General features: G+C 55.1%; 20 protein-coding genes. 6 read left to right on the forward strand and 14 right to left on the reverse strand.

The features are described 5' to 3' along the window. Positions 1-5 precede the first annotated feature (5 nt). The 8 genes from G7069_RS09445 to G7069_RS09480 form a co-directional block, all read right to left on the reverse strand. Positions 6-1,388 (reverse strand): aminodeoxychorismate synthase component I, encoded by a 1,383-nt coding sequence (locus G7069_RS09445; protein WP_166297699.1) that lies wholly within the window; start codon positions 1,386-1,388, stop codon positions 6-8. An 11-nt stretch (positions 1,389-1,399) separates the two neighbouring features. Next, entirely contained in the window at positions 1,400-2,638 is a 1,239-nt protein-coding gene (gene fabF, locus G7069_RS09450; protein ID WP_166296950.1) for a beta-ketoacyl-ACP synthase II, read from the reverse strand. Between the two features lie 105 nt (positions 2,639-2,743). Continuing rightward, the gene (acpP, locus tag G7069_RS09455) at positions 2,744-2,983 is read right to left on the reverse strand and encodes an acyl carrier protein (RefSeq protein WP_166296952.1); all 240 of its coding nucleotides are present in this window, start codon (positions 2,981-2,983) and stop codon (positions 2,744-2,746) included. A gap of 116 nt (positions 2,984-3,099) precedes the next feature. Beyond that, complete coding sequence (fabG, locus tag G7069_RS09460) at positions 3,100-3,846, reverse strand: 3-oxoacyl-ACP reductase FabG (RefSeq protein ID WP_166296954.1); 747 nt, start codon at positions 3,844-3,846, stop codon at positions 3,100-3,102. Then, the gene (gene fabD / locus G7069_RS09465; RefSeq protein ID WP_166296956.1) at positions 3,843-4,787 is read right to left on the reverse strand and encodes an ACP S-malonyltransferase; all 945 of its coding nucleotides are present in this window, start codon (positions 4,785-4,787) and stop codon (positions 3,843-3,845) included. The genes fabG and fabD overlap by 4 nt, the downstream gene beginning before the upstream one ends. A gap of 86 nt (positions 4,788-4,873) precedes the next feature. Next, on the reverse strand, positions 4,874-5,857 hold the full coding sequence (locus G7069_RS09470) for a beta-ketoacyl-ACP synthase III (protein ID WP_305055010.1): 984 nt from the start codon (positions 5,855-5,857) through the stop codon (positions 4,874-4,876). A gap of 23 nt (positions 5,858-5,880) precedes the next feature. Beyond that, positions 5,881-6,075 (reverse strand): 50S ribosomal protein L32, encoded by a 195-nt coding sequence (rpmF, locus tag G7069_RS09475; protein ID WP_166296958.1) that lies wholly within the window; start codon positions 6,073-6,075, stop codon positions 5,881-5,883. Between the two features lie 58 nt (positions 6,076-6,133). After that, positions 6,134-6,640 carry a YceD family protein gene (locus G7069_RS09480; RefSeq protein ID WP_166296960.1) on the reverse strand — a complete coding sequence of 169 codons (507 nt, stop codon included), beginning with the start codon at positions 6,638-6,640 and terminating at the stop codon, positions 6,134-6,136. Between the two features lie 118 nt (positions 6,641-6,758). On the opposite strand from G7069_RS09480, the gene G7069_RS09485 reads away from it, so the two are divergent. After that, on the forward strand, positions 6,759-7,103 hold the full coding sequence (locus tag G7069_RS09485; RefSeq protein ID WP_166296962.1) for a hypothetical protein: 345 nt from the start codon (positions 6,759-6,761) through the stop codon (positions 7,101-7,103). Here G7069_RS09485 and G7069_RS09490 read toward each other — a convergent pair. From G7069_RS09490 to G7069_RS09500, 3 genes are read right to left on the reverse strand one after another with little or no spacing between them, the layout of a single operon-like run. Continuing rightward, positions 7,092-9,167 carry a tetratricopeptide repeat protein gene (locus G7069_RS09490; RefSeq protein ID WP_166296964.1) on the reverse strand — a complete coding sequence of 692 codons (2,076 nt, stop codon included), beginning with the start codon at positions 9,165-9,167 and terminating at the stop codon, positions 7,092-7,094. The genes G7069_RS09485 and G7069_RS09490 overlap by 12 nt on opposite strands. 33 nt (positions 9,168-9,200) lie before the next feature. Beyond that, a complete protein-coding gene (locus G7069_RS09495; protein WP_166296966.1) occupies positions 9,201-11,096 on the reverse strand; it encodes an ATP-binding cassette domain-containing protein in 1,896 nt (631 codons plus the stop codon). 42 nt (positions 11,097-11,138) lie between these two features. Further along, positions 11,139-12,044 (reverse strand): M14 family metallocarboxypeptidase, encoded by a 906-nt coding sequence (locus tag G7069_RS09500; protein WP_166296968.1) that lies wholly within the window; start codon positions 12,042-12,044, stop codon positions 11,139-11,141. Between the two features lie 139 nt (positions 12,045-12,183). Between G7069_RS09500 and G7069_RS09505 the strand changes: the two genes are divergently transcribed. Beyond that, the gene (locus tag G7069_RS09505) at positions 12,184-13,917 is read left to right on the forward strand and encodes a diguanylate cyclase (RefSeq protein ID WP_166296970.1); all 1,734 of its coding nucleotides are present in this window, start codon (positions 12,184-12,186) and stop codon (positions 13,915-13,917) included. Between the two features lie 26 nt (positions 13,918-13,943). On the opposite strand, the gene G7069_RS09510 is transcribed toward G7069_RS09505, so the two are convergent. Both G7069_RS09510 and G7069_RS09515 read right to left on the reverse strand, forming a co-directional pair. After that, entirely contained in the window at positions 13,944-14,420 is a 477-nt protein-coding gene (locus tag G7069_RS09510) for a VOC family protein (RefSeq protein WP_205758780.1), read from the reverse strand. Then, positions 14,417-15,388 carry a sensor domain-containing diguanylate cyclase gene (locus tag G7069_RS09515; RefSeq protein ID WP_166296974.1) on the reverse strand — a complete coding sequence of 324 codons (972 nt, stop codon included), beginning with the start codon at positions 15,386-15,388 and terminating at the stop codon, positions 14,417-14,419. Before G7069_RS09515 ends, G7069_RS09510 begins: the two co-directional genes overlap by 4 nt. Before the next feature lie 79 nt (positions 15,389-15,467). Between G7069_RS09515 and trmY the strand changes: the two genes are divergently transcribed. Together trmY and G7069_RS09525 are read left to right on the forward strand one after the other, a co-directional pair. Continuing rightward, positions 15,468-16,082 carry a tRNA (pseudouridine(54)-N(1))-methyltransferase TrmY gene (gene trmY / locus G7069_RS09520; protein ID WP_166296976.1) on the forward strand — a complete coding sequence of 205 codons (615 nt, stop codon included), beginning with the start codon at positions 15,468-15,470 and terminating at the stop codon, positions 16,080-16,082. 74 nt (positions 16,083-16,156) lie between these two features. Beyond that, on the forward strand, positions 16,157-16,522 hold the full coding sequence (locus G7069_RS09525; protein WP_166296978.1) for a DUF1428 domain-containing protein: 366 nt from the start codon (positions 16,157-16,159) through the stop codon (positions 16,520-16,522). Positions 16,523-16,560: 38 nt separating this feature from the next. Here the strand turns inward: G7069_RS09525 and G7069_RS09530 are convergent, their stop codons facing one another. Then, the gene (locus G7069_RS09530) at positions 16,561-17,415 is read right to left on the reverse strand and encodes a restriction endonuclease (protein WP_166296980.1); all 855 of its coding nucleotides are present in this window, start codon (positions 17,413-17,415) and stop codon (positions 16,561-16,563) included. Between the two features lie 665 nt (positions 17,416-18,080). On the opposite strand from G7069_RS09530, the gene G7069_RS09535 reads away from it, so the two are divergent. Both G7069_RS09535 and G7069_RS09540 read left to right on the forward strand, forming a co-directional pair. Beyond that, the gene (locus G7069_RS09535; RefSeq protein ID WP_166296982.1) at positions 18,081-19,136 is read left to right on the forward strand and encodes a DUF262 domain-containing protein; all 1,056 of its coding nucleotides are present in this window, start codon (positions 18,081-18,083) and stop codon (positions 19,134-19,136) included. 14 nt (positions 19,137-19,150) lie between these two features. Further along, positions 19,151-19,795 carry a hypothetical protein gene (locus tag G7069_RS09540; RefSeq protein ID WP_166296984.1) on the forward strand — a complete coding sequence of 215 codons (645 nt, stop codon included), beginning with the start codon at positions 19,151-19,153 and terminating at the stop codon, positions 19,793-19,795. Positions 19,796-19,851: the final 56 nt, after the last annotated feature.

Consider the following 19,851-nt stretch of genomic DNA (forward strand, 5'->3'; position numbering starts at 1 on the left):
TACCGTCAACCATGACCGAGTGCCTTCAACATCCCGCGCGCCTTGGCGCGGGTTTCATCCAGCTCTTTTTCGGGTACAGAATCCATGACGATGCCCGCACCTGTCCTGAATCGCAACGTACGGGCCTGCAGATCGAGCTCAGCGCTTCGGATCAAAATATTCAGGTCCATATCGCCGTCGCGATTGATCCATCCAACGCTGCCGGTGTAGGCACCCCGCCCTTCGCCTTCAAGTTCCGCGATGATCTGCATGCAGCGCACTTTCGGGCAGCCCGTAATCGTGCCTCCCGGAAAGACCGCACGAATCACATCAATGGGCGATGCTTCGGGGCGCTTTTTGCCGCGCACATTGCTGACGATATGGTGCACATGCGCAAATGATTCGACGACCATGAGTTCGTTGACTTCAACCGTGCCACCGCAACTGACGCGACCTAAATCGTTGCGAATCAAGTCCACCAACATGACGTGCTCTGCACGCTCTTTCGGATGACCGACCAGCTCGCGCACACGCGCGGCATCCGGATCTTCGGCTGTTCGCGGACGTGTGCCAGCAATCGGTCTTGCTTCAACAACATCGCCGTGCACGCTGACCAATCGCTCCGGTGATGCGCTGACAACCGCCCATTGCGGACGCGCAAAAATAGCGGAGAACGGCGAAGGATTATTACGGCGCAAGGCCGCATGCAGTGATGCGGCTTCGACGGGTTGGTCGAACGCGACATCCCAGGCGCGCGAAAGATTGACTTGAAACACATCGCCCGCGCGCAAGTAGTCCAACACGCGACGAACGCCTTCAAGGAATGCAGACGCATCTGCTTCTCGAATCGTGGACGAAGGGAGAATTGGCTCCGCAGTGTCTTCGACTGCGGCGCGCGCTACATCGGCGTGCATCAGGTCGAGTAAGTCCGCGCACCCAGGTTCCGCAATCAACCAAGTCGTGTTCGTTTGGTGATCAAAGGCAATCGCAGCACGCGTGCGCAAAGCACACGCCCGCACGCCCTTTGAATGGGACAGCGGCATCTTGACCACCGATTCAATCTCTTGCGTGAGCTCATAGCCGAGGTACACGCACCAGCCGCCTCTGAAGGGCGGCAATGCATCATCGTATTGAAGTCGCGGCGACTGCTCAGCGTGAAACGCATCTTCGAACGCTTCAAGGAAGCCGCCCGTCAATGCCGCGCCGTTCAACTGCTGCGTCTGACCTGCATGCGAGGTTTCGATGCCCTCACCTTCACACAGAAACAAATAATCCCAACGCGCATTCGTTCGTGCCGTGTGGTCCAGCGCATTGGCAGACGATTCCATCAACACCGGATAGCGTTGCGGCTGCAATGAATGCAGCCGCAAGAGATCGATGTGTCCAGTCAACCGCCGTGTGAGCGGCACCTCAGACATGCTTAGATTCGCTTCAACACCAAGGTGCCATTGGTTCCACCGAAGCCGAACGAGTTCGACATCGCAATCTCAACCTGTTTATTGCGCGCAGTGTGCGGGACGAAATCCAGATCGCAACCTTCAGACGGCGTGTCCAGATTGATCGTCGGCGGAATCACACCTGTGTAAAGCGCCATGGCTGAGTAGATCGCTTCCACACCACCCGCAGCACCCAAGAGGTGGCCCGTCATCGATTTGGTCGACGACACCATCACCGACTTCGCAGAATCGCCCATGGCCGTTTTAATGGCCAAGGTTTCACCTAGGTCACCTGCAGGCGTCGACGTGCCGTGTGCATTGATATAGCCGATATCTGATGCATTGATGCCAGCATCCTTCATCGCGGCCACCATGCAGCGCGCCGGGCCGTCACCGTTTTCACTCGGTGCGGTCATGTGATACGCATCGCCGCTCATACCAAAGCCCGTGATTTCGCAATAAATGCGCGCACCACGTGCCTTTGCACGTTCGTACTCTTCGATGACGACAATTCCTGCACCATCACCAATCACAAACCCGTCGCGGCCTTCATCCCATGGGCGGGACGCGCGTGTCGGATCATCATTTCGCGTTGAGAGTGCTTTCATGGCGCAGAAGCCTGCAACTGCCGTCGGTGTGATGGCGTACTCAGCACCACCGCAGATCATTGCGTCGGCATCGCCGTACTGAATCATGCGCGCAGCCAAACCGATGTTATGTGTCGCGGTCGTACACGCCGTCACGGCAGCAATGTTCGGACCCTTGGCACCGGTGAGAATTGAAACCTGACCCGAGACCATATTGATAATCGTGCTGGGCACGTAGAACGGCGAAACTTTTCGCGGTCCGCCTGCAGCGTACTTCAACGTGGTTTCTTCGATACCGTGCAATCCGCCGATGCCTGCGCCAATCGCCACACCGATGCGTTCTGCCGCTTCACCTTCAATCACCAAGCCGGCATCTTCAATCGCCATGAGTGATGCGGCCACGCCGTAATGCACGAAAGGATCCATCTTTTTGACGTCTTTCGCGGGGACCCACACTGAGGGATCGAATCCTTTGACTTCGCCTGCAATGCGCGTTGCGAATTGTGATGCATCAAAGTGGGTAATTTCGGCGATGCCCGAACGGCCATTGCTGATGGCATCCCAGTTGGTCTTCAAGTCGAGGCCCACGGGCGAGAGAATCCCCATGCCAGTCACAACGACGCGACGCTTTGCCATAAATCCTGCCTTCTTCCAATCTTAGTTTCTGTTTTGCGACCAAAAAGGTCCAGATACGCGTGAGGCCGCACAAAGCGGCCCCAAGCGGTCAATCAATTACGACACTTAGGCCTTGACGTGCGCCTTAACGTAATCAACCGCCTGTTGAACCGTCGTGATCTTTTCAGCTTCTTCGTCCGGAATCTCGCATTCGAATTCTTCTTCGAGTGCCATGACGAGTTCGACCGTGTCCAACGAGTCAGCGCCCAAGTCGTCGACGAACGAGGAATTGGTGTTGACGTCTTCGGCCTTCACGCCAAGTTGTTCGACAACGATCTTCTTGACGCGCTCTTCAATGTTGCTCATGTGTTGCTACTCCGAGGAGAAATAAATGTGAGAAAGACAAAGTGTAGTGCAAAACCACCAAACGACGCGATTCGCAGGCGAATGGTTATGGGGCCGTTCTATGGCCCCGCCTGCCCTCAGGGCATGTACATCCCGCCATTCACGTGCAGGGTTTCGCCGGTGATGTAGGTGGCGTCCGGACCGGCCAAAAAGGCTACTGCGCGTGCAATATCTGCCGGTGCGCCCAAGCGGCCCAGGGCGATTTGCTCGGCCATGGCGGCCTTGGCATCCTCGGGCAAGTCGCGGGTCATGTCGGTTTCAATGAAACCGGGGGCCACGACGTTCACCGTGATGCCGCGCGACCCGATTTCTTTGGCCAAAGATTTACTGAACGCAATGATGCCGGCCTTAGCCGCGGCGTAGTTTGCTTGCCCTGCGTTACCCGTGACACCGATGACCGAAGCGATATTGATGATGCGCCCTTTACGCGCCTTCATCATGCTGCGCATCACGGCCTTACTGCTACGAAACACGGAAGACAGATTGGTATCCAAGACCGCTTGCCAATCGTCATCCTTCATGCGCATTAACAAGTTGTCACGGGTGATGCCCGCGTTGTTCACCAAAATGCCGATGCCACCGAATTCAGATTGCAGTGCGTCGATCAAAGCCTCGACAGCACCTGGCTCAGTGACATTCAACACCCTGCCTTCACCACCTACGGCCTTCATGCGCTCGCTGATCGCGGCTGCACCGGATTCACTGGTGGCGGTACCAATAACCTTCGCGCCACGCGCGGCCAATTCGTCGGCGATCGCAGCACCAATGCCGCGGGTTGCGCCGGTGACCAATGCAATTTCGCCTTCCAAGGGTTTCATAGTCATGCGTTCCAAGCCTCGATGGCGGAGTTCAATTCTTCTGGTGTACCGACGGCACGTGCGTCAGCTTCTTTGTGGATGCGTTTGATCAGGCCAGACAATACTTTGCCGGGGCCACATTCAACAAAACGGCTTGTACCGTTTCCGACCAAGGCTTCGACGCATTGCGTCCATTGCACGGGCATGTAGAGCTGGCGCACCAATGCGTCCTGAATGGCTTCGACTGAATCACTGATGCTTGCATCTACATTTCGAACAACCGGCGTACTCGGCATCTGCCAAGACAATCCACGCAAGGTCTCTGACAAACGGTTGGCTGCTTCGCGCATCAACGGGGTATGCGAAGGCACGCTCACGGGGAGCTTCACCGTCTTGCGAACGCCGTTGGCGTTCAACCACGCGATGGCGCGATCTACGGCATCAGCATCACCCCCAATCACGATCTGACCGGGTGAGTTGAAGTTTGCCGGCACCACAACTTGTGTGCCTGACGATTGTTTGCACGCCTCTTCGATCACGCTGTCTTCGGCGCCGAGCACGGCCGCCATCGCACCCGTGCCCTCCGGCGCGGCTTCTTGCATCAGCTGGCCGCGAATGCGAACAAGGTGCGCTCCGTCTTTCAAAGAGAGCGCGCCCGCAGCAACTAATGCCGTGTACTCACCCAAGCTATGGCCGGAGAAATAGGCAGGTGCAGCGCCGCCTTGCGCCTGCCATACGCGCCACACAGCGATACCCGCAGCGAGCAAGGCCGGCTGTGTGTATTCCGTGCGATTCAACTGTTGCTCTGGGCCTTGTTGGGACAGTGCCCATAGATCTACGCCAGCACCTTCAGAGGCTTCTTCAAAGCTCTGCTTGATCGAGGGAAACACATCCGACAATCCGGCCAACATGCCGACGGATTGGGCGCCCTGCCCTGGGAATACAACTGCAATGCCTGCTTGCGACATTCAAGACTTCCAATATGCGAAACGCCCATGATAATGGGCGTCTGTAGGCATCGTCTGTACGAAACGGTATGCGGTCAACCGCGGGATCAATAGCGAAGTAGCACGGAGCCCCAAGTGAAACCGCCCCCAAATGCTTCCAAGAGCACCAGTTGTCCGCGTTGAACCTTGCCGGATTGAACCGCTTCGTCCAATGCCAGCGGCACAGAACCAGACGAGGTGTTGCCGTGGCGATCCACGGTCACGATCACGCGATCCATGGGCATATCCAAGCGCTTTGCAGTTGCTTCGATAATGCGCAGGTTGGCCTGATGCGGAATCAGCCAGTCGATCTCATGGCGATCCAAGCCGTTGGCTTCGAGTGCTTCCTCAACAACGGCATCCAAAGCCTTGACGGCGTGCTTGAACACTTCGTTGCCGGTCATCAACACGCGGACACCCGCATTCTCTTCTTCTGGCTTGAAGCCTTCAGAAACACCCACCGGATTCCAGAGCAATTCTTTCTTGCTACCGTCGGCGTGCAAATGGGTGCTTAAGATGCCGGTTTCGTGATCGGCCTTGAGAACTACTGCGCCAGCACCGTCGCCAAACAAAACGCAGGTACCGCGATCGGACCAATCAATCATGCGGGTGAGCGTTTCCGCACCCACGACCAAGGCCGTCTTGGCCGAACCACTTCGAATGAAGTTGTCGGCGACGGTCAACGCGTAAATGAAGCCCGAACATGCGGCGTTCACGTCGAACGCGGGGCAACCAGCGATCCCGAGTTCGGCCTGCAGCAAGCAAGCCGATGACGGGAAAATCAAGTTGGGCGTCGTCGTACCGAGAATGATCAGATCAATCTCGTCCGGGGTGACGCCCGCATTTTCCATCGCGCGCAATGCAGCCGTCTTAGACAGGCTGACCGTCGTTTCGCCCTCACCCGCTACGTGGCGTTGGCGAATCCCGGTACGTGTTGCAATCCATTCGTCGCTGGTATCGACCGTCTTCGACAACTCGTCGTTCGTGACGACGCGCTCGGGAAGACAGCTGCCGGTACCGGCAATACGCGAGTAGATGCGATCAGTATTCACAGTCGTTGACGACGGAATCTGAATCAATCTTCGCTAACGATCTTGGTCTTGACTTGAATGACCTTCTTGCCACGGTAGTAACCGTCTGCGGTCACGTGGTGACGCAAGTGGGTTTCACCACTGGTCGGATCGGTGGAAAGCTGCTTCGCCGACAACGAATCGTGTGCGCGACGCATGCCACGCTTGGACGGGGAAACGCGGGACTTTTGAACTGCCATGGGTACAACTCCTGATTAATCGAAATGTCGATTCACATCGACACCATTACTACTTGAATCAAATCTCTTTCTTTAATGCCTTCAGCGCTGCGAAAGGATTCGTGGCTTCGACCACTTCAGCTTCCGGCAACCAATCCGCCGACATTTCATCAGTGCCCGGCATGACCGGCACCGCGGGTACGGCAAGAATCAATTCGTCCTCGAGCAGGGCCAGCGGATCTAATGCATCGTGTTCCACCAGTTGGGCTTCATAGCCCGGTGGCAATGCATCTTCTTCCGCCTCGTCGCGAATCAGCGCTACACGCTGCTCCACTTGGACCGGCAAGAGGAAACGTTGCAAGGTGCGCTGGCATTCCAGCGGCAACTCTGCAGTCATCGAAATGGCTGCATGCGGCACTCGCAACGTATCCGTATCGAATGCCAACGTGTAACGAACCTCTCCTTCGGTGTCGGTCAAGAGACTCGATAAACGGGTCAACTTAGATAACGGCACCGCGCCCTCGAATACCCGACGCTGGTTCACCATGCGCCACGGGTCCAGTTGATCAGGTAGATTCGGGGACATAAGCCGCAAAATGTTAGGGGTTCAAGCGGGTTCTGTCAAATGCAAACCCTTGGAATCTCAACGGATTGCAAGTGATCGGGCAAAGCTCGACACTGTCATTTGACGCTTGGGGGACATCGTGCAGAAATTTTTCTGGCTGCTACTTGCAATTATCGCGCTTTTTGCTGTCTCACTGGCGCTGAGAAACCGGCGCGATCGACGCCGCCAAGCGACCTTGCGGTCGACCTTGGATGCCGCCGATGCCTTGGAAAGTGAGATTCGCGCGGCACGTTCGGCGCTCAAGGCCGCTGATTTGGGCACGGCAAGCGCCGAAGAGGCCTTGGATTCCGCCATGCGTGACCTTCTGAAGCAGCGGCTTTGGTTGCAGTCTCATGCGGCCACGGCAAACACCGAAGCCCTCGATCGTGTGCTTCAGGGGCTGCAGACAGCCACCCGGCAAATGCAGCAATTCTCAGCGCGCTGAGCGACGTGTGAGCACCGCGTCGCGCATTTCAGTGATCACGGAAGACCAATCCCCCAAACTCGGCTGACGGAACACGCGCGTTTGCGGATACCAAGCGCTTGCGTCGCCTTCCAAACCCCAACGCCAATCCGGCACATGCTTTACGGCGACCCACGTTGGACGGCCCATCGCACCTGCGAGGTGGGCAATTGCGGAATCGACCGTAATCACCAAATCCAAACGCTGAATCAACGCAGCCGTATCTACGAAGGCGTGTTCGGCGTCACGTGATGCATCGGGGACAATCAGTCGCATGTCTTCGGCCACGGCATCAATTTGCTCGACGCCCGGCCCTTGCTGAAGCGACACAAGGCGAACGCCCGGCACCTCAGACAGCGGCAGGAAATCGGCCAACTGCACGAAGCGAGATTGATCCATCCAACGTTTGGTGCTGCCCTGCCAGAAAATGCCGATATTGCGTGTGCTGAGCGGCAGAATGCGCTGCCACACTTCCAATCGTTCTTTCTCTGCACGCAAGTACGGCACGCCATCCGGAATCGTGTCTGCATGGGTCTCCATCACCATGGGCAGCATCCAGAGTTCAGCTTGGAAGTCGAATGATCTGCCTTCTGGAATGTGCTCCAAATAGCGGACGTTGTAATTGCTGGACTGCAAAACTCGGAACACACGCGCAGACCCGAGGAACGACACCTCTGCGCCCATCGAGATGAGCTGAGGCACGTAGCGCCAGAACTGGAACAAGTCGCCAAAGCCATTCGGCTCAGAAAGCAAGATCGACTTGCCTTTCAGCGACTGACCTTCCCAGCGCGGAATGGCGTGTAGCGCACCTTCCTTGGGTCGATACATGCCTAGACTTTTTTGATAGTCGGCCCAGCCTTGCTGAAAATCGCCTTGAAGGAGTTTCAAATTTGCGCGGCGCTTAAATGCTTCTGGAAAATGTGGTGCGTGCTTGATGGCTTCGTTGAATGCATTCTCCGCACGATCCCACTTCTGCAAATTCTGCATCGCAAATCCGCGATTGCTATGCGCTTCAGCATAATTCCAACGCAATTCAATCGCACGATCCAATCGCTCGACAGCCCGCTCGTAGTGGCCACGATCAATCAACACGCTACCGATGTTGTTCCAAAACTCTGGCACGTCCGGCGCAAGTTGGATCGCCGCACGCAAGTCCTGTTGCGCCTCGACAAATTGCCCCAAATCGCCGTGAATGATGCCGCGAACATTGAGCGCCATGGCACTGTCAGGTGCCCGTTCCACCCCTTCATTGGCGTCTTCGAGCGCGGGCGCATAATTCGCCATGCTTCGCTTTGCCATTGCACGACGTGACCACGCTATGGCAAAGCTCGGGTCCATGTCGATGGCTTTGCTGTGCTGTGCGATGGCGTCCTCGGGGCGCCCGATCGCCATGTATGACATGCCAAGGTTGTCATACATCGGCGCAAAATCAGGTTTTAGCGCGATGGCGCGCTGGTAACTTTCAATGGCGTCTTCAAATCGTCCGATTTGAAAAGCAACATTACCGCGACTGCTCCAGGCCAAAACATTCTTTGGATTCTTGTTGAGTAAATGATCCAGGGTCTTCAACGCTTCATTCATTCGCCCCGTCTGAACCTGCACGGCACTTAATGCCAGCATCGCGTCGTGCAAGCCCTCATTGAGTTCAATTGCGATCTGATAGCTTCGTTGCGCACGATCAAAATCGCCCAAGGCCAAAGCCGCATCGCCCAGGCCTTGATAGGCCACCGCAAACTTGGGTGACAACTGCAGCGCTTGTTCATAGCTCTTCAAAGCGCGCACGTGCCGCTTGCAGCCCATCAGGGCATCGCCGCGCTTCAAAAAGGTTGCGGGATTATTCGCATCGATCGCAATGGCGCGATTAAATGCCTCCACGGCTTGCTCAAAGCCGCCAAGTGCCAGCAAAGCCAGTCCGTAAACATGCAAATTCATCGCGACGCTTGGCTCTGCATCGACCAACTGCCGCCCCAATTGCACAGCCGCCTCAACCTCGCGTCGATTGATCAACGCGATGACTTCATCCACATAACTCTCTAAACGCTTCATGTAACGGCCTGGCTGGAAACCGTTCCATTGTAGTCAACTATCCAAAGCTTCCCATCTTGCATACGCGGCTTCGAGTTCGGATTGCGCACTGGCTAACAGTTCTTGATCCTTTGTGACCTGCTCGCGCTCGCGTTGGAAAAAACTCGGCGCATTCATGGCCTCGGTCATTTCTGCAATGTCCGCTTCGAGTTTTTCGATACGTAACGGCAAGGCTTCGAGCTCACGCGCCTCGTTGAAACTCAGCTTCCGCTTCGGCTTGGCGACCTCATCTTTTGCCAGCGTGCTGGCAGCCGCTGGCTGTGCCTGCGCCGCTTGCACGCGAGCGGCCGATGCAGCTGTGTCACTTGCACGTTGAACTTCCCAATCACTGTAGCCACCCACGTATTCGTTCACGCGCCCCTCGCCTTCCATCACGATGGTTGAGGTGACGACGTTGTCGAGAAAGTCGCGATCGTGGCTGACAACGATCAGTGTGCCGGGATAGTCCATGAGCAGCGACTCCAGCAACTCCAAAGTTTCGGCGTCCAAATCATTGGTGGGTTCGTCCATCACCAATACGTTGGAAGGCTGCGCAAACAACTTCGCCAAGAGGAGTCGATTGCGCTCACCACCCGACAACTTGGAGATGGGCGAACGCGCGCGATCCGGCGTAAACAAGAAGTCTTGCAAGTAGCCGATTGCATGCTTGTGCTTGCCGTTGATTTCAACGCTCTCGCGTCCTTCGGCGACGTTCTCAACCGCCGACCAGTCTTCGCGAAGTTTGGCGCGGTGCTGATCGAAATACGCCAATTGAAGCTGCGTGCCTTGGATGACCTCACCGCGAACCGGCTGCAATTCGCCGAGAAGCAGTTTCAACAAAGTCGACTTACCGCTGCCATTTGCACCGATCAATCCGATGCGATCACCACGCATGATGACCGTTGAAAATTCGTTGATTAGCACGCGATCGCCGAAGCCGAAATGTAAGTTTTTCGCTTCAATGACTTTCTTGCCGGAGGCTTGTGCGTTTGACGTTTCCAACTTGACGTTGCCCTGCACGTCGCGGCGCTTTGCACGCTCATCGCGCAGTGCTTTCAATCGACGCACACGACCTTCGTCGCGGGTGCGGCGCGCCTTGATGCCTTGACGAATCCAAACTTCCTCTTGCGCCAAAAGCTTGTCGAAGCGTGCATTTGCCTGCGCCTCCGCATTGGCGCGCTCTTCGCGTCGACGCACATAGTTGGCCCAATCGCCCGGCCAACTGGTGAGCTGACCCCGATCCAATTCGAGAATGCGCGTGGCAAGTGACCGCAAGAAGCGTCGGTCGTGGGTGATAAAGACCAATGCGCCCTGCCAAGACTTCAAGAAGCCTTCCAGCCAATCGATGGATTCAATATCCAAGTGGTTGGTCGGTTCGTCGAGCAGCAATACATCCGGTTGCGAAACGAGGGCTTGCGCCAAGAGCACGCGACGCTTCAAACCACCCGACAGCGCATTGAACTGAACGTCGCCGTCCAACTCCAACTTTTGCAGCACTTCGGTGACGCGCTGATCCAAAGCCCAGCCATTCGCGTCTTCAATCTTCGTCTGGATCGCGGCAAACGCTTCCATGTCGAAGTCTTCAGCGTGGCTCAGGTGATGAAACTCCGCCAACCATTCGCCCAGTTGGCCCAAACCTTGCGTGACCACAGTCCACACATCGCCATCGGTCCCGTGCGGCACTTCTTGCACCATGTGCGCAATGCGAACGCCTTGCCCCGCGCGAATCTCGCCTTCATCCGCACGTTGCTCGCCCGACAGCAGCTTCATGAGGGTCGATTTCCCAGCCCCGTTGCGTCCGATCAACGCAATGCGTTCACCGGATTGGATTTGGAAATTGACGTGATCCAACAGATGCAAGTCGCCAATACTGACGACGATGTCTTGGACCGTAACGAGGTCGGTGGCCATGCAATACACGCTTGAAAACAGACGTGCATTGTAGTGACCCCCTTAACGCAAAGCGAATTCCAATGCTGCGACAGCGGCTGCGGCTTGTGCGTCATTGCATTGAGCGGGCGTTGCGCGCGGGCTGTCCGGATAGACTTCGGTGGTCGTGGTGTAGCGCGCATCGGTGACACCAGCGCACAGTCCCAGCGCCTTGAAGTCGTACAAAATCACGCCTTCGGCCACCACTTCGGACCCAATGATCGTGCCATCCGGATCGGCAGGCGCGATGTGCGTCACCTTTCTGACTGCATCAATCACGGCCGTTTGAAAGGCCAATTGCGGATTGGGCGTATCGCCGACCGTATAAAAGCCATCTGGAATGGTGCCTGGTTCAAACGGCTTACCATCGCGCGCCGCCAGCGCCGGACGGAATTCCGTTTCGTCTGTATCCGTCGTCTCATGCAAATCGATATGCACGGCACAAACGCCTGGCAGATCAGCCACCATGGCCATCAGGGCGGCAGATTCGGGTGCTGGACTGTTGCGAACGAAGTTGCGATTGGGATCAAGCGCTAAAGGATTCCATCGCTGAACGCGCTCATAGGCCCAAGGGCTCACGCAAGGGGCGATCACCAGATTGAGTCGGCCTTCAAAGGCGGTGGCATGGCGGTCTGCAAACTGAAGCGCGCCTTTGACGCCGCTCGTTTCGTATCCGTGCACGCCTCCGGTGATCAAAGCAAATGGCAGGTCTTCACGCCAAGCGCTTGATTTCAGTACGAAAAGCGGAAACGCCCCATCGCTCTCATAATTCAGCGTGCCGTACTGGGTCACTTCGAAGCGATCACGCAAGCGTTCGATGTCAGGCACCACGTCCTGAAAGTAGCTGCGCTGCTTGGTGCGGCTCTGACGCCAAGCCAGCCGCTCGTCGTCGCCCCAAGGCTGTCCCGGATGACCTATCGCACTGTTCACACGCTTTGATCCGACTTAAGTTGTAAGCAGTTTAATCAATGCGTGTGATCTTATCGGCACTTTCTTGAAGTATTGGGTGACGAATACAGATCAAACGTGCGATTCTAAAACTCGTCTCACGCGCGACAGGGGGGTCACGATGAGTCGTCATCACTTGCCGCGCTTCATCCTTAAATTCAGCCTTGGTCTGATCTTCGCGGCCGTATTTGCAGCGGCAACCGCGACCGCACAATCGCGTGTGGAAGTTCAGCAAGACGCACGTGCGTATGCACGCATCGGCAAGTCTGCCCAGATATTGCATGAGACACGCGGCAAACCTTTGACGTTGAAGGAAGCCGAATCCGCTTACGCGAAAGGCTTGTTCTCGGCTTCAAAAGACGACGTACCGAACTTCGGTCACCTGGCACCGCCGACTTGGATCCACTTGTCGATCCACAATGCCGAAACCGCCGCGCCCTATCGCATCTATGTCGCGCAAGGCTGGACGGGTCGACTCGAAGCTTGGCTACGGCGACCTGATGGAAGCGTCCAAACTTGGCACGCGGGTCTTCGCGAATTGCCTGCCAAGGATCTCCGCCCTGGCGTGGGCTTCGGATTTGATACCGAACTTCAGACGGGCACGAGCGAGTTGTTTATTCGCGTGAATAGCAATGCATCAGCTGCGCTGGACATGCGCGTCGTGCCAATGCCGCTGACCGCCGCGATGGAATCACGCGCTGAAGCTTGGAATGGCAGTGTGCACGGCTTTCTGCTCGCATTGATCTTGACCTATGCCCTACTTTGGGCCGCGCTTAAAGACAAGGCACAAGGCCGTTACGTGCTGTACGTCACAATGTATCTGTTCATGCACGTGGGCTATTCGGGCGTCGGTTCACTGTGGTTGTGGCCGAATGATTCGCATGTGGCAAGGGCGATGATTTTGTCCGGCATGGCCCTGTTTGCCAGCAGCGGCCTGTGGTTCTCGCGAGAGTTTCTGGATTCGCGCAGCTGGGCACCGAAGCTGGACTTCAAGCTCAAGTGGATGACGCGTATCGTCCTCACGTTTATGGGCACGGTGATCGCATTCGATTTCGATCGAATTGCATTGCTGCTTTCTTTTCCGTTCCTGATGTTATTCACACTGTTGGAAGTGTGCCTTGGCATTCTTGCTGTGCGGAAAAAGCGCGACCTCGCGGGCATTTTCCTCATTGCGTCCTCTTGTAGGTTGACCGGGCTTGTCATCACCAGCCAAGCGGTTGTCGGCCGCATCCCCTTCAACGACTACACGTTCCGAGCCGTTGAAATTGGTGTTCTGATTGAGGCGACACTTTGGGCGATGGCCTTGGGCTTGCGTTTGCGTCGCGACCGAATCGACCACGTCACGGCCATGCGCTTGGCGCAAAGCGATCCGCTCACGGGCTTGTTCAACCGTCGCGGCTTTCTAAATGTTGCCAAGCCCAAAATTGAACATTGTCAGAAAATGGGATTGCCTGTGGCTTTGATCATGGCCGATCTGGACCACTTCAAAACCGTCAATGACATTCATGGCCACGAGGCCGGCGACGCCGTGCTGATCGAAGCCGCGCAACGATTCAAGGGTGCTGCGCGATCTGCAGACGTTGTGTGTCGATGGGGCGGTGAAGAATTCTTGATTCTGATGTGCGGGATGAGCCGAGAGAATGCGATCGACTTCGCAGAGCGGCTGCGCGCGGTGCTTGCGGAAAAACCGATCGTACTTCCCGATAAACAGTTAGCGAATCTGACCACCAGTGTGGGCGTTGTTGTTGATTCGGAATCTCAGCATGCGCTGGAAGATTTGTTGCACTACGTCGACGCTGCGCTCTACTCGGCTAAGGAAGCCGGTAGGGATTGCGTCATCAAGTCGACGCTTTAAACCAATACAAATTCAAGCTGCAGGGTCTAACCGCGGATCGCTGCCTCGATCTTGGCCACGTCAATTTTCTTCATCTGCATCATGGCATCGAAGGCGCGCTTCGCGACGTCGCCACCCTGCACCATGGCATCGGTCAAGACGCGCGGGGTGATTTGCCAGCTCAGACCCCATTTGTCACGACACCATCCGCATTGGCTTTCTTCGCCGCCATTGCCGACGATGGCATTCCAATAGCGATCCGTTTCCGCCTGATCGGTCGTCGAGATCTGAAAGGAAAATGCTTCGCTGTGCTTGAAGGCATCGCCGCCGTTGATGCCGATGCACGGGATGCCCGCAACGACAAAATCCACGGTTAATGCGTTGCCTTTCTCTCCACCCGGGTAGTCGGAAGGCGCGTAATGGACACGACCCATTTCACTGTTTGGAAAAAGGTCCGTGTAGAAGCGGGCCGCCGCCTCGGCGTCGTCTTTGTACCAAAGACACACCGTATTCTTGTTCATCAGATGTTCTCCATCTCATTCAAGACAATTTTGTTACGGCCTGCCGTCTTGGCGCTATAGAGCAGGCGGTCAACCGCGTGCACAAAGCCGGTTGATGTTTGATTCTCAAACACGCTCGCTGTACCCACGCCAAAGCTCGCTGTGACGTATTCACTTACATCCGAGCCGCCATGCGCGATCTGCAGTTTTGCGATCTCGCGCACGCAGGCCTGTGCAAGCTCATGCGCCGTGGCTTGGTCCGTATCCGGCATCAGGATGATGAACTCCTCGCCACCAAAACGCGCGACAACATCACTCGATCGACGCATGACATTGAGCAATGCACCTGCGACTTTCTTCAAACACTCGTCACCCGCCAAATGACCGTGGATATCGTTGTAGGCCTTGAAGTAATCGATATCCAGCACGATGAGCGACATCGGCAAACGAGAGTCGCCAGATTCTTTCCACTCTGTTTCGAGCCGTTTGTCGAACATCCGACGATTGGCAATGCCCGTGAGTCCGTCCGTGAACGAAAGCAAGGCCAACTCTTCATTGAGGCGGTGCAGTTCGTGTTCGGTGGCTTTTCGCTCGCTGATGTCGAACATAAAGCCGACCAGGCTTTGCACTTCACCCTTCGAATTTCGCACCACGTGTACGACGTCTCGAATCCAGACGAAATCGCCATCAGGCTTGAGTGCGCGATAGTCTGCTTCGTGGTCCACACCCGCCTGCGATTGGGAGACGCAGTAGTTCACAACGAACTCGCGATCCTCCGGATGCATGCGATTGACCCAGTCGTCGACGGTCTTCCAAGTATTAGGTGCCCAGCCAAGCAAAGGTTCAATTTGTGGACCGATGTACTCAAAAGTCATCGTGGCCCAGTCAATCTTCCAAGGAATGGCCTTGGTCGACTCGAGCAATGTTCGGTAAAGACCACCCTCTTCAGCACCTTCTTGACCCCCCTGTTCCACACGCGACGAATCGCTCATGTTTCCGCTCATCATAAATGTCCCTAGATCCCAGTCCTATCGTACTACTTGGCGCGCGCAATCAGACATAATTGCGTGGATGAGAACCTTTGTTTTACGGGCGCGCGCCGCACCGACCGAGAGTCAAAAACTGATCGCCGCCGTTGGGCAAGATGCGCATACCGAAGTGCTGGCGCACTCCTTGATGAATGCGATCTTTGTGGCGCAATCGCATCGACCGGATGTCGTGGTCTATTTGGTCTTGGAAAGCACCAAGGACTATTCGCGGACCATCCGTTTTTCGGTCAATGACATGCACGAGCTAACCGGTTTTAACGAAGCCGCCCTGCTCGCCAAGGTGGCCAAAGCACTTGATGTCTCACAAGGCATGGGCAAAGAAGAAACACGACCGGTTGAGTCGGGCGTTGAAGTGCGAACACTGAGCTTTGAACGACTGGTCCAGGTGCTTTCCGAAGATCACCAATTGTTTGTCTTGGATCCCAAGGGCAAGTCCATTCGCGATCAGCCGTTCGAAGGCAACCCCTGCTTTCTGCTGACGGATCACATTCCTATGCCCAAGAAGACCTTCAATAGCCTGGAGCGCATGGGCACGCAGCGCATTTCCCTAGGCAAGAAAATGCTGTTTGCGTCGCAATGTATTGTGCTGATCCACTACGAGCTCGACGCTGCCCAACCGCCGGGTTTTTATGCGTGAATGGGTTTGTTGATTTTCACCTGATTTGAAGGTCGAACGGTTGATTCTGGTGAGCCCTGAACTGGAGTTCCCGAATGGCCTATATCGACGGTTTTGTATTGGCGGTTCCGACTGCCAACAAGGAGAAATTTATCGCCCACTGCGAAAAGGGCGACTCGGTCTTCATTGAGTACGGCGCAACGCGCGTCGTGGAATGCTGGGGTGACGACGTGTCGCGCGGCAAAGTCACCGATTTTTACGGCGCCGTCAAAGCAACCGATGACGAAACCGTTGTCTTCTCATGGATCGAATGGCCTGACAAAGCCACGCGCGATGCCGGCATGAAGAAGATGATGGAATCCAACGATCCGCGGATGGACCCCAAGACCAATCCCATGCCATTTGACGGGATGCGTTTGATCTATGCGGGCTTCGAACCCATCTTCGAATTGAAGGCGTAATTGGTGTACTGAATGCCTGCCCGGAGGCGGTAGGCATTTCAGACCTCTGGAATTGCCCGGAGGTAGGCCTCACGCGCCTTACGCTCAGCCGCCGTTTCTTTGGGTCCGACTGCAGAGACCTCTTCTACCCGCGGCTGGCTCGGCGCACCCCACGTTTCGTATTTCGGTTGACTGACTTCGGCTTGAACGCTGGGCAAAGGCTGCACGGGTTTTGATGCCTGTACGTGAACCACACTCGGCCGCGCAGCTTGAGCGGCTTGGGCTTTGTGCGCAGCTGCTTCCGCACGAGCGACACTCTGCTGCGAAAATTTGTGCATTTCGTTATTGAAATTGCCAATCGCAGTTCGGATCACCCACAGCATCACCAGGAAGCTGATAGCCACAAGCAGCAAGCGAATGCCCAAGGGGACGTCTTCTTTCTTTTTCGGCATACGGAAACCAGAGACAAAACTCAATTTGGCCGGCGCCACCTCTGTTTTCTCGATGTCGACAAGCGGGCCCACCATGTCGCGAAGCGCCCGACCATCCACAAGCTCAATCTGACCTGCTTTGTTTGCAGCTAGTTTGGCTGCGTGGGTGAATTCACCACTGGTCAGCAAAATTGCGCGTGTCGCTTGCTGTGTTGTCATCACACCGAGCAATTGATGAACTTCGTTGTGCGGCACCTGCCGCGTGTTCCAGTGCTTCACTTGGACGACGACGTATTCATCACCTTTCCGAAGCTTTAGATCGATACCGCCGTCGTAGCGCTGCCCTGATGCGCCGCCTGTACCGACGTGCTCGACTTGGTAGCCCTGATTCTTGTAGTAAACGGCCAGAATGGATTCGAGCTGATCCCAGCGCACACGTGTCAACGCGTCGTCACTGGGTTTTCTAATGCGTTTGAGTCCCATGATTCCCCCCGAAATCAATGCTTAGCGTAAAGACTGAAACGTGCACGCTGCCGGGGGAATTAAACGCAGCGCACAGTTAGTTTCAGGAAACGCCGTTTGAAGGCGTTTCGCAATCATAGCGTGAGAATTCGGCCATAAAACAACATTTTCTGCCGTACTTACTGCATTTGCTATGAAGTGCTTAGCTAAATGGGGAGAAACTTCGAATATGTATGGCTTTGAACTTCCCGCATCAACGAGTTTGTCGCGTTCCGATATCCGGCAAAGGGCGGCCAAAAAGCACCAATGTTTAGAGATGCATGAGGAATATTAGATGCAGCCTTTTGCTTCCCCTCAATTGGCCTTTAGCGAGTTGGCAGCGTGCATATGCGCCAATTTACTGTCTTTGAACTCTTTTTTCTGAACTGTGGTACGGGAGCTGTCAGAAAATTCTCCGTTGGCAATGACGATATTTAACCGGATCCCGAGCTGGCCCGACAACAGCAGAACCCTGAACCCCCTCAAATGGCATTGTGCGGTGTCTCGGACTTTTAACATAGCCAAAGCCTTGCCATCAGAAATTTTTTCCGACGCATTTCGCACTTTTCCAGTTCAGGAACGTGAACCCGATCCCGTTTCTACGGATTGCTACTATCTATTACATTCCTATCCATTGCGGTGCAGACATGAAACTTGACGAAAGCAAACCGTCAATCGCGAATCTTCGAGACATGATTGCCCGAGGAGACTTGGTGGCGAACCACCAGTATCAGCGCTCTCCTGGACTATGGCCGAATTCCGCCCGAAGTTACTTTGTCGACACAATTTTGGAGGGTTATCCATTCCCCAAGATCTACCTCCATGAGTTTCTTGATAGAAAGTCCAAGCGAGTTCGAACCGAAATTGTCGACGGTCAGCAGAGAATTACGACAATTCACGACTTCTTATCTGACAAGTTCGCGCTGGGCAGCAATTCGCCTAAGCACGCGGGTTTGCGCTTCTCTGATCTCGATGAGGATGCACAAGAGAAATTTCTCTTCTACACAGTATCCGTTGACGTGATCCGAGATGCTGGACGTACTGAAATACTCCAGATGTTTCGTCGAATGAATGCGTTCACGCTTCCTCTTAATGCAGCAGAAAAGAGGCATTCAGAATTCTTCGGCGAATTCAAAGATATGGTCAATCGAGTATTGGACAGCTTCACACTCTTGACTGAATGGGACATCTTCACGACTCGACAGCTCGTCAGAATGGCTGACGCCGCTTTCATCGCGGATCTCGCGCTTGCGATGGAACAAGGCGTAGTAAGCACCAGCGACGCAAAGCTACATTCCATTTACAAGAAGCATGATTCAGAGGCGTCTTTCCCTCAGTCCGTTAAGACAGAACAAGTCTTGCTGGAGATATTCGGTGTGATCGCGCGAGACTTATCGCGCATTCGTGGATCGTATATGACAAAGCCCTTTGCCCTACATGCGCTTTGGTGCGCAATTTACCACAACAAATACGGGCTTCCTGGATTTGATGCATCGTCGGGTATTCCCCCGATTGGCGCAGCCCTGGGCTGTGAACCAGAAAGAGCGACTGCAAATTTGCTCGAGCTTTCAGCTGCGCACGAAAGCAAAGATATGAGCCGGTTTCCAGAGTATGTTGATGCAATGAGCGCAGGATCCAATCGTGAGCGACAAAGACATGAACGCATAGCAATCATCTGTCGCGCACTTCGCAACCAACTGTAGGCCGGACGATCTGCGTGAACTTGATGCCCCTGCAATTTATGTTGCATGAGCAGCTTTCGCGTTGCGAACGCGCCTTCCGTGAAGCGCTTACGTACGACTCTTTGACGGGCAGAATCCAGCGCAGGCACCTAATGGAGGGAGCGCTTTCCGATGCATGGCAGGCCTATTGCTCGTTTGCACGGAATGTTGCGATCCATTCCAGTCTCGGCTGCACAACCGCCAATGGCACAGTACATGCGGCCTCAGTAAACCCAAGTACTTGGCAGCGGTCTTCCTATATAGCCATTCGGGCAGCAAAAGGCCACAGCATAAATTTGGCACAAACAAACACTGAATTGTGGAAAGAACCAACTTGGGGCGACCCAGGCAAATCCGTCAGCATTATCACGGCATTGAATCCGGGAAATGCGAGAACGCTGATTAGCCACTTTGCTGGAGGCCTCTTGGGGCCAAAACATTGTCAGATTGTAAGAAATGCGTGCGCCCACAGAAATCATCAAACAAAAGCGGACGTAGAGGCTTTGGCGACGCACTACTTAGCTTCAAAAATTACCTTTCCAAGCGAAGCAATGCTTTGGCGGGATCCACATACTTCGGACTTTGCGTTTATTTGTTGGCTCGACGATTTACGTACCATCTCAGAAGGCGCAATCAAATAGGGCTTGGCGAATAGAACGTAGCCTTCGGCAGCGGCAAAGAATAATGCTTGACTGCT

Origin of the sequence: Lysobacter sp. HDW10, assembly GCF_011300685.1 — a bacterium.
In the GTDB taxonomy this organism is placed as follows: domain Bacteria; phylum Pseudomonadota; class Gammaproteobacteria; order Xanthomonadales; family Xanthomonadaceae; genus Solilutibacter.

Excerpts from the sequence above, each read along its gene's own strand:
- fabF (WP_166296950.1), bottom strand. The coding sequence starts at position 2,638 with ATGGCAAAGCGTCGCGTCGTTGTGACTGGCATGGGGATTCTCTCGCCC.
- acpP (WP_166296952.1), bottom strand. The coding sequence starts at position 2,983 with ATGAGCAACATTGAAGAGCGCGTCAAGAAGATCGTTGTCGAACAACTT.
- fabG (WP_166296954.1), bottom strand. The coding sequence starts at position 3,846 with ATGACTATGAAACCCTTGGAAGGCGAAATTGCATTGGTCACCGGCGCA.
- fabD (WP_166296956.1), bottom strand. The coding sequence starts at position 4,787 with ATGTCGCAAGCAGGCATTGCAGTTGTATTCCCAGGGCAGGGCGCCCAA.
- rpmF (WP_166296958.1), bottom strand. The coding sequence starts at position 6,075 with ATGGCAGTTCAAAAGTCCCGCGTTTCCCCGTCCAAGCGTGGCATGCGT.
- G7069_RS09480 (WP_166296960.1), bottom strand. The coding sequence starts at position 6,640 with ATGTCCCCGAATCTACCTGATCAACTGGACCCGTGGCGCATGGTGAAC.
- G7069_RS09490 (WP_166296964.1), bottom strand. The coding sequence starts at position 9,167 with ATGAAGCGTTTAGAGAGTTATGTGGATGAAGTCATCGCGTTGATCAAT.
- G7069_RS09495 (WP_166296966.1), bottom strand. The coding sequence starts at position 11,096 with ATGGCCACCGACCTCGTTACGGTCCAAGACATCGTCGTCAGTATTGGC.
- G7069_RS09505 (WP_166296970.1), top strand. The coding sequence starts at position 12,184 with ATGAGTCGTCATCACTTGCCGCGCTTCATCCTTAAATTCAGCCTTGGT.
- G7069_RS09515 (WP_166296974.1), bottom strand. The coding sequence starts at position 15,388 with ATGAGCGATTCGTCGCGTGTGGAACAGGGGGGTCAAGAAGGTGCTGAA.
- trmY (WP_166296976.1), top strand. The coding sequence starts at position 15,468 with ATGAGAACCTTTGTTTTACGGGCGCGCGCCGCACCGACCGAGAGTCAA.
- G7069_RS09525 (WP_166296978.1), top strand. The coding sequence starts at position 16,157 with ATGGCCTATATCGACGGTTTTGTATTGGCGGTTCCGACTGCCAACAAG.
- G7069_RS09530 (WP_166296980.1), bottom strand. The coding sequence starts at position 17,415 with ATGGGACTCAAACGCATTAGAAAACCCAGTGACGACGCGTTGACACGT.
- G7069_RS09535 (WP_166296982.1), top strand. The coding sequence starts at position 18,081 with ATGAAACTTGACGAAAGCAAACCGTCAATCGCGAATCTTCGAGACATG.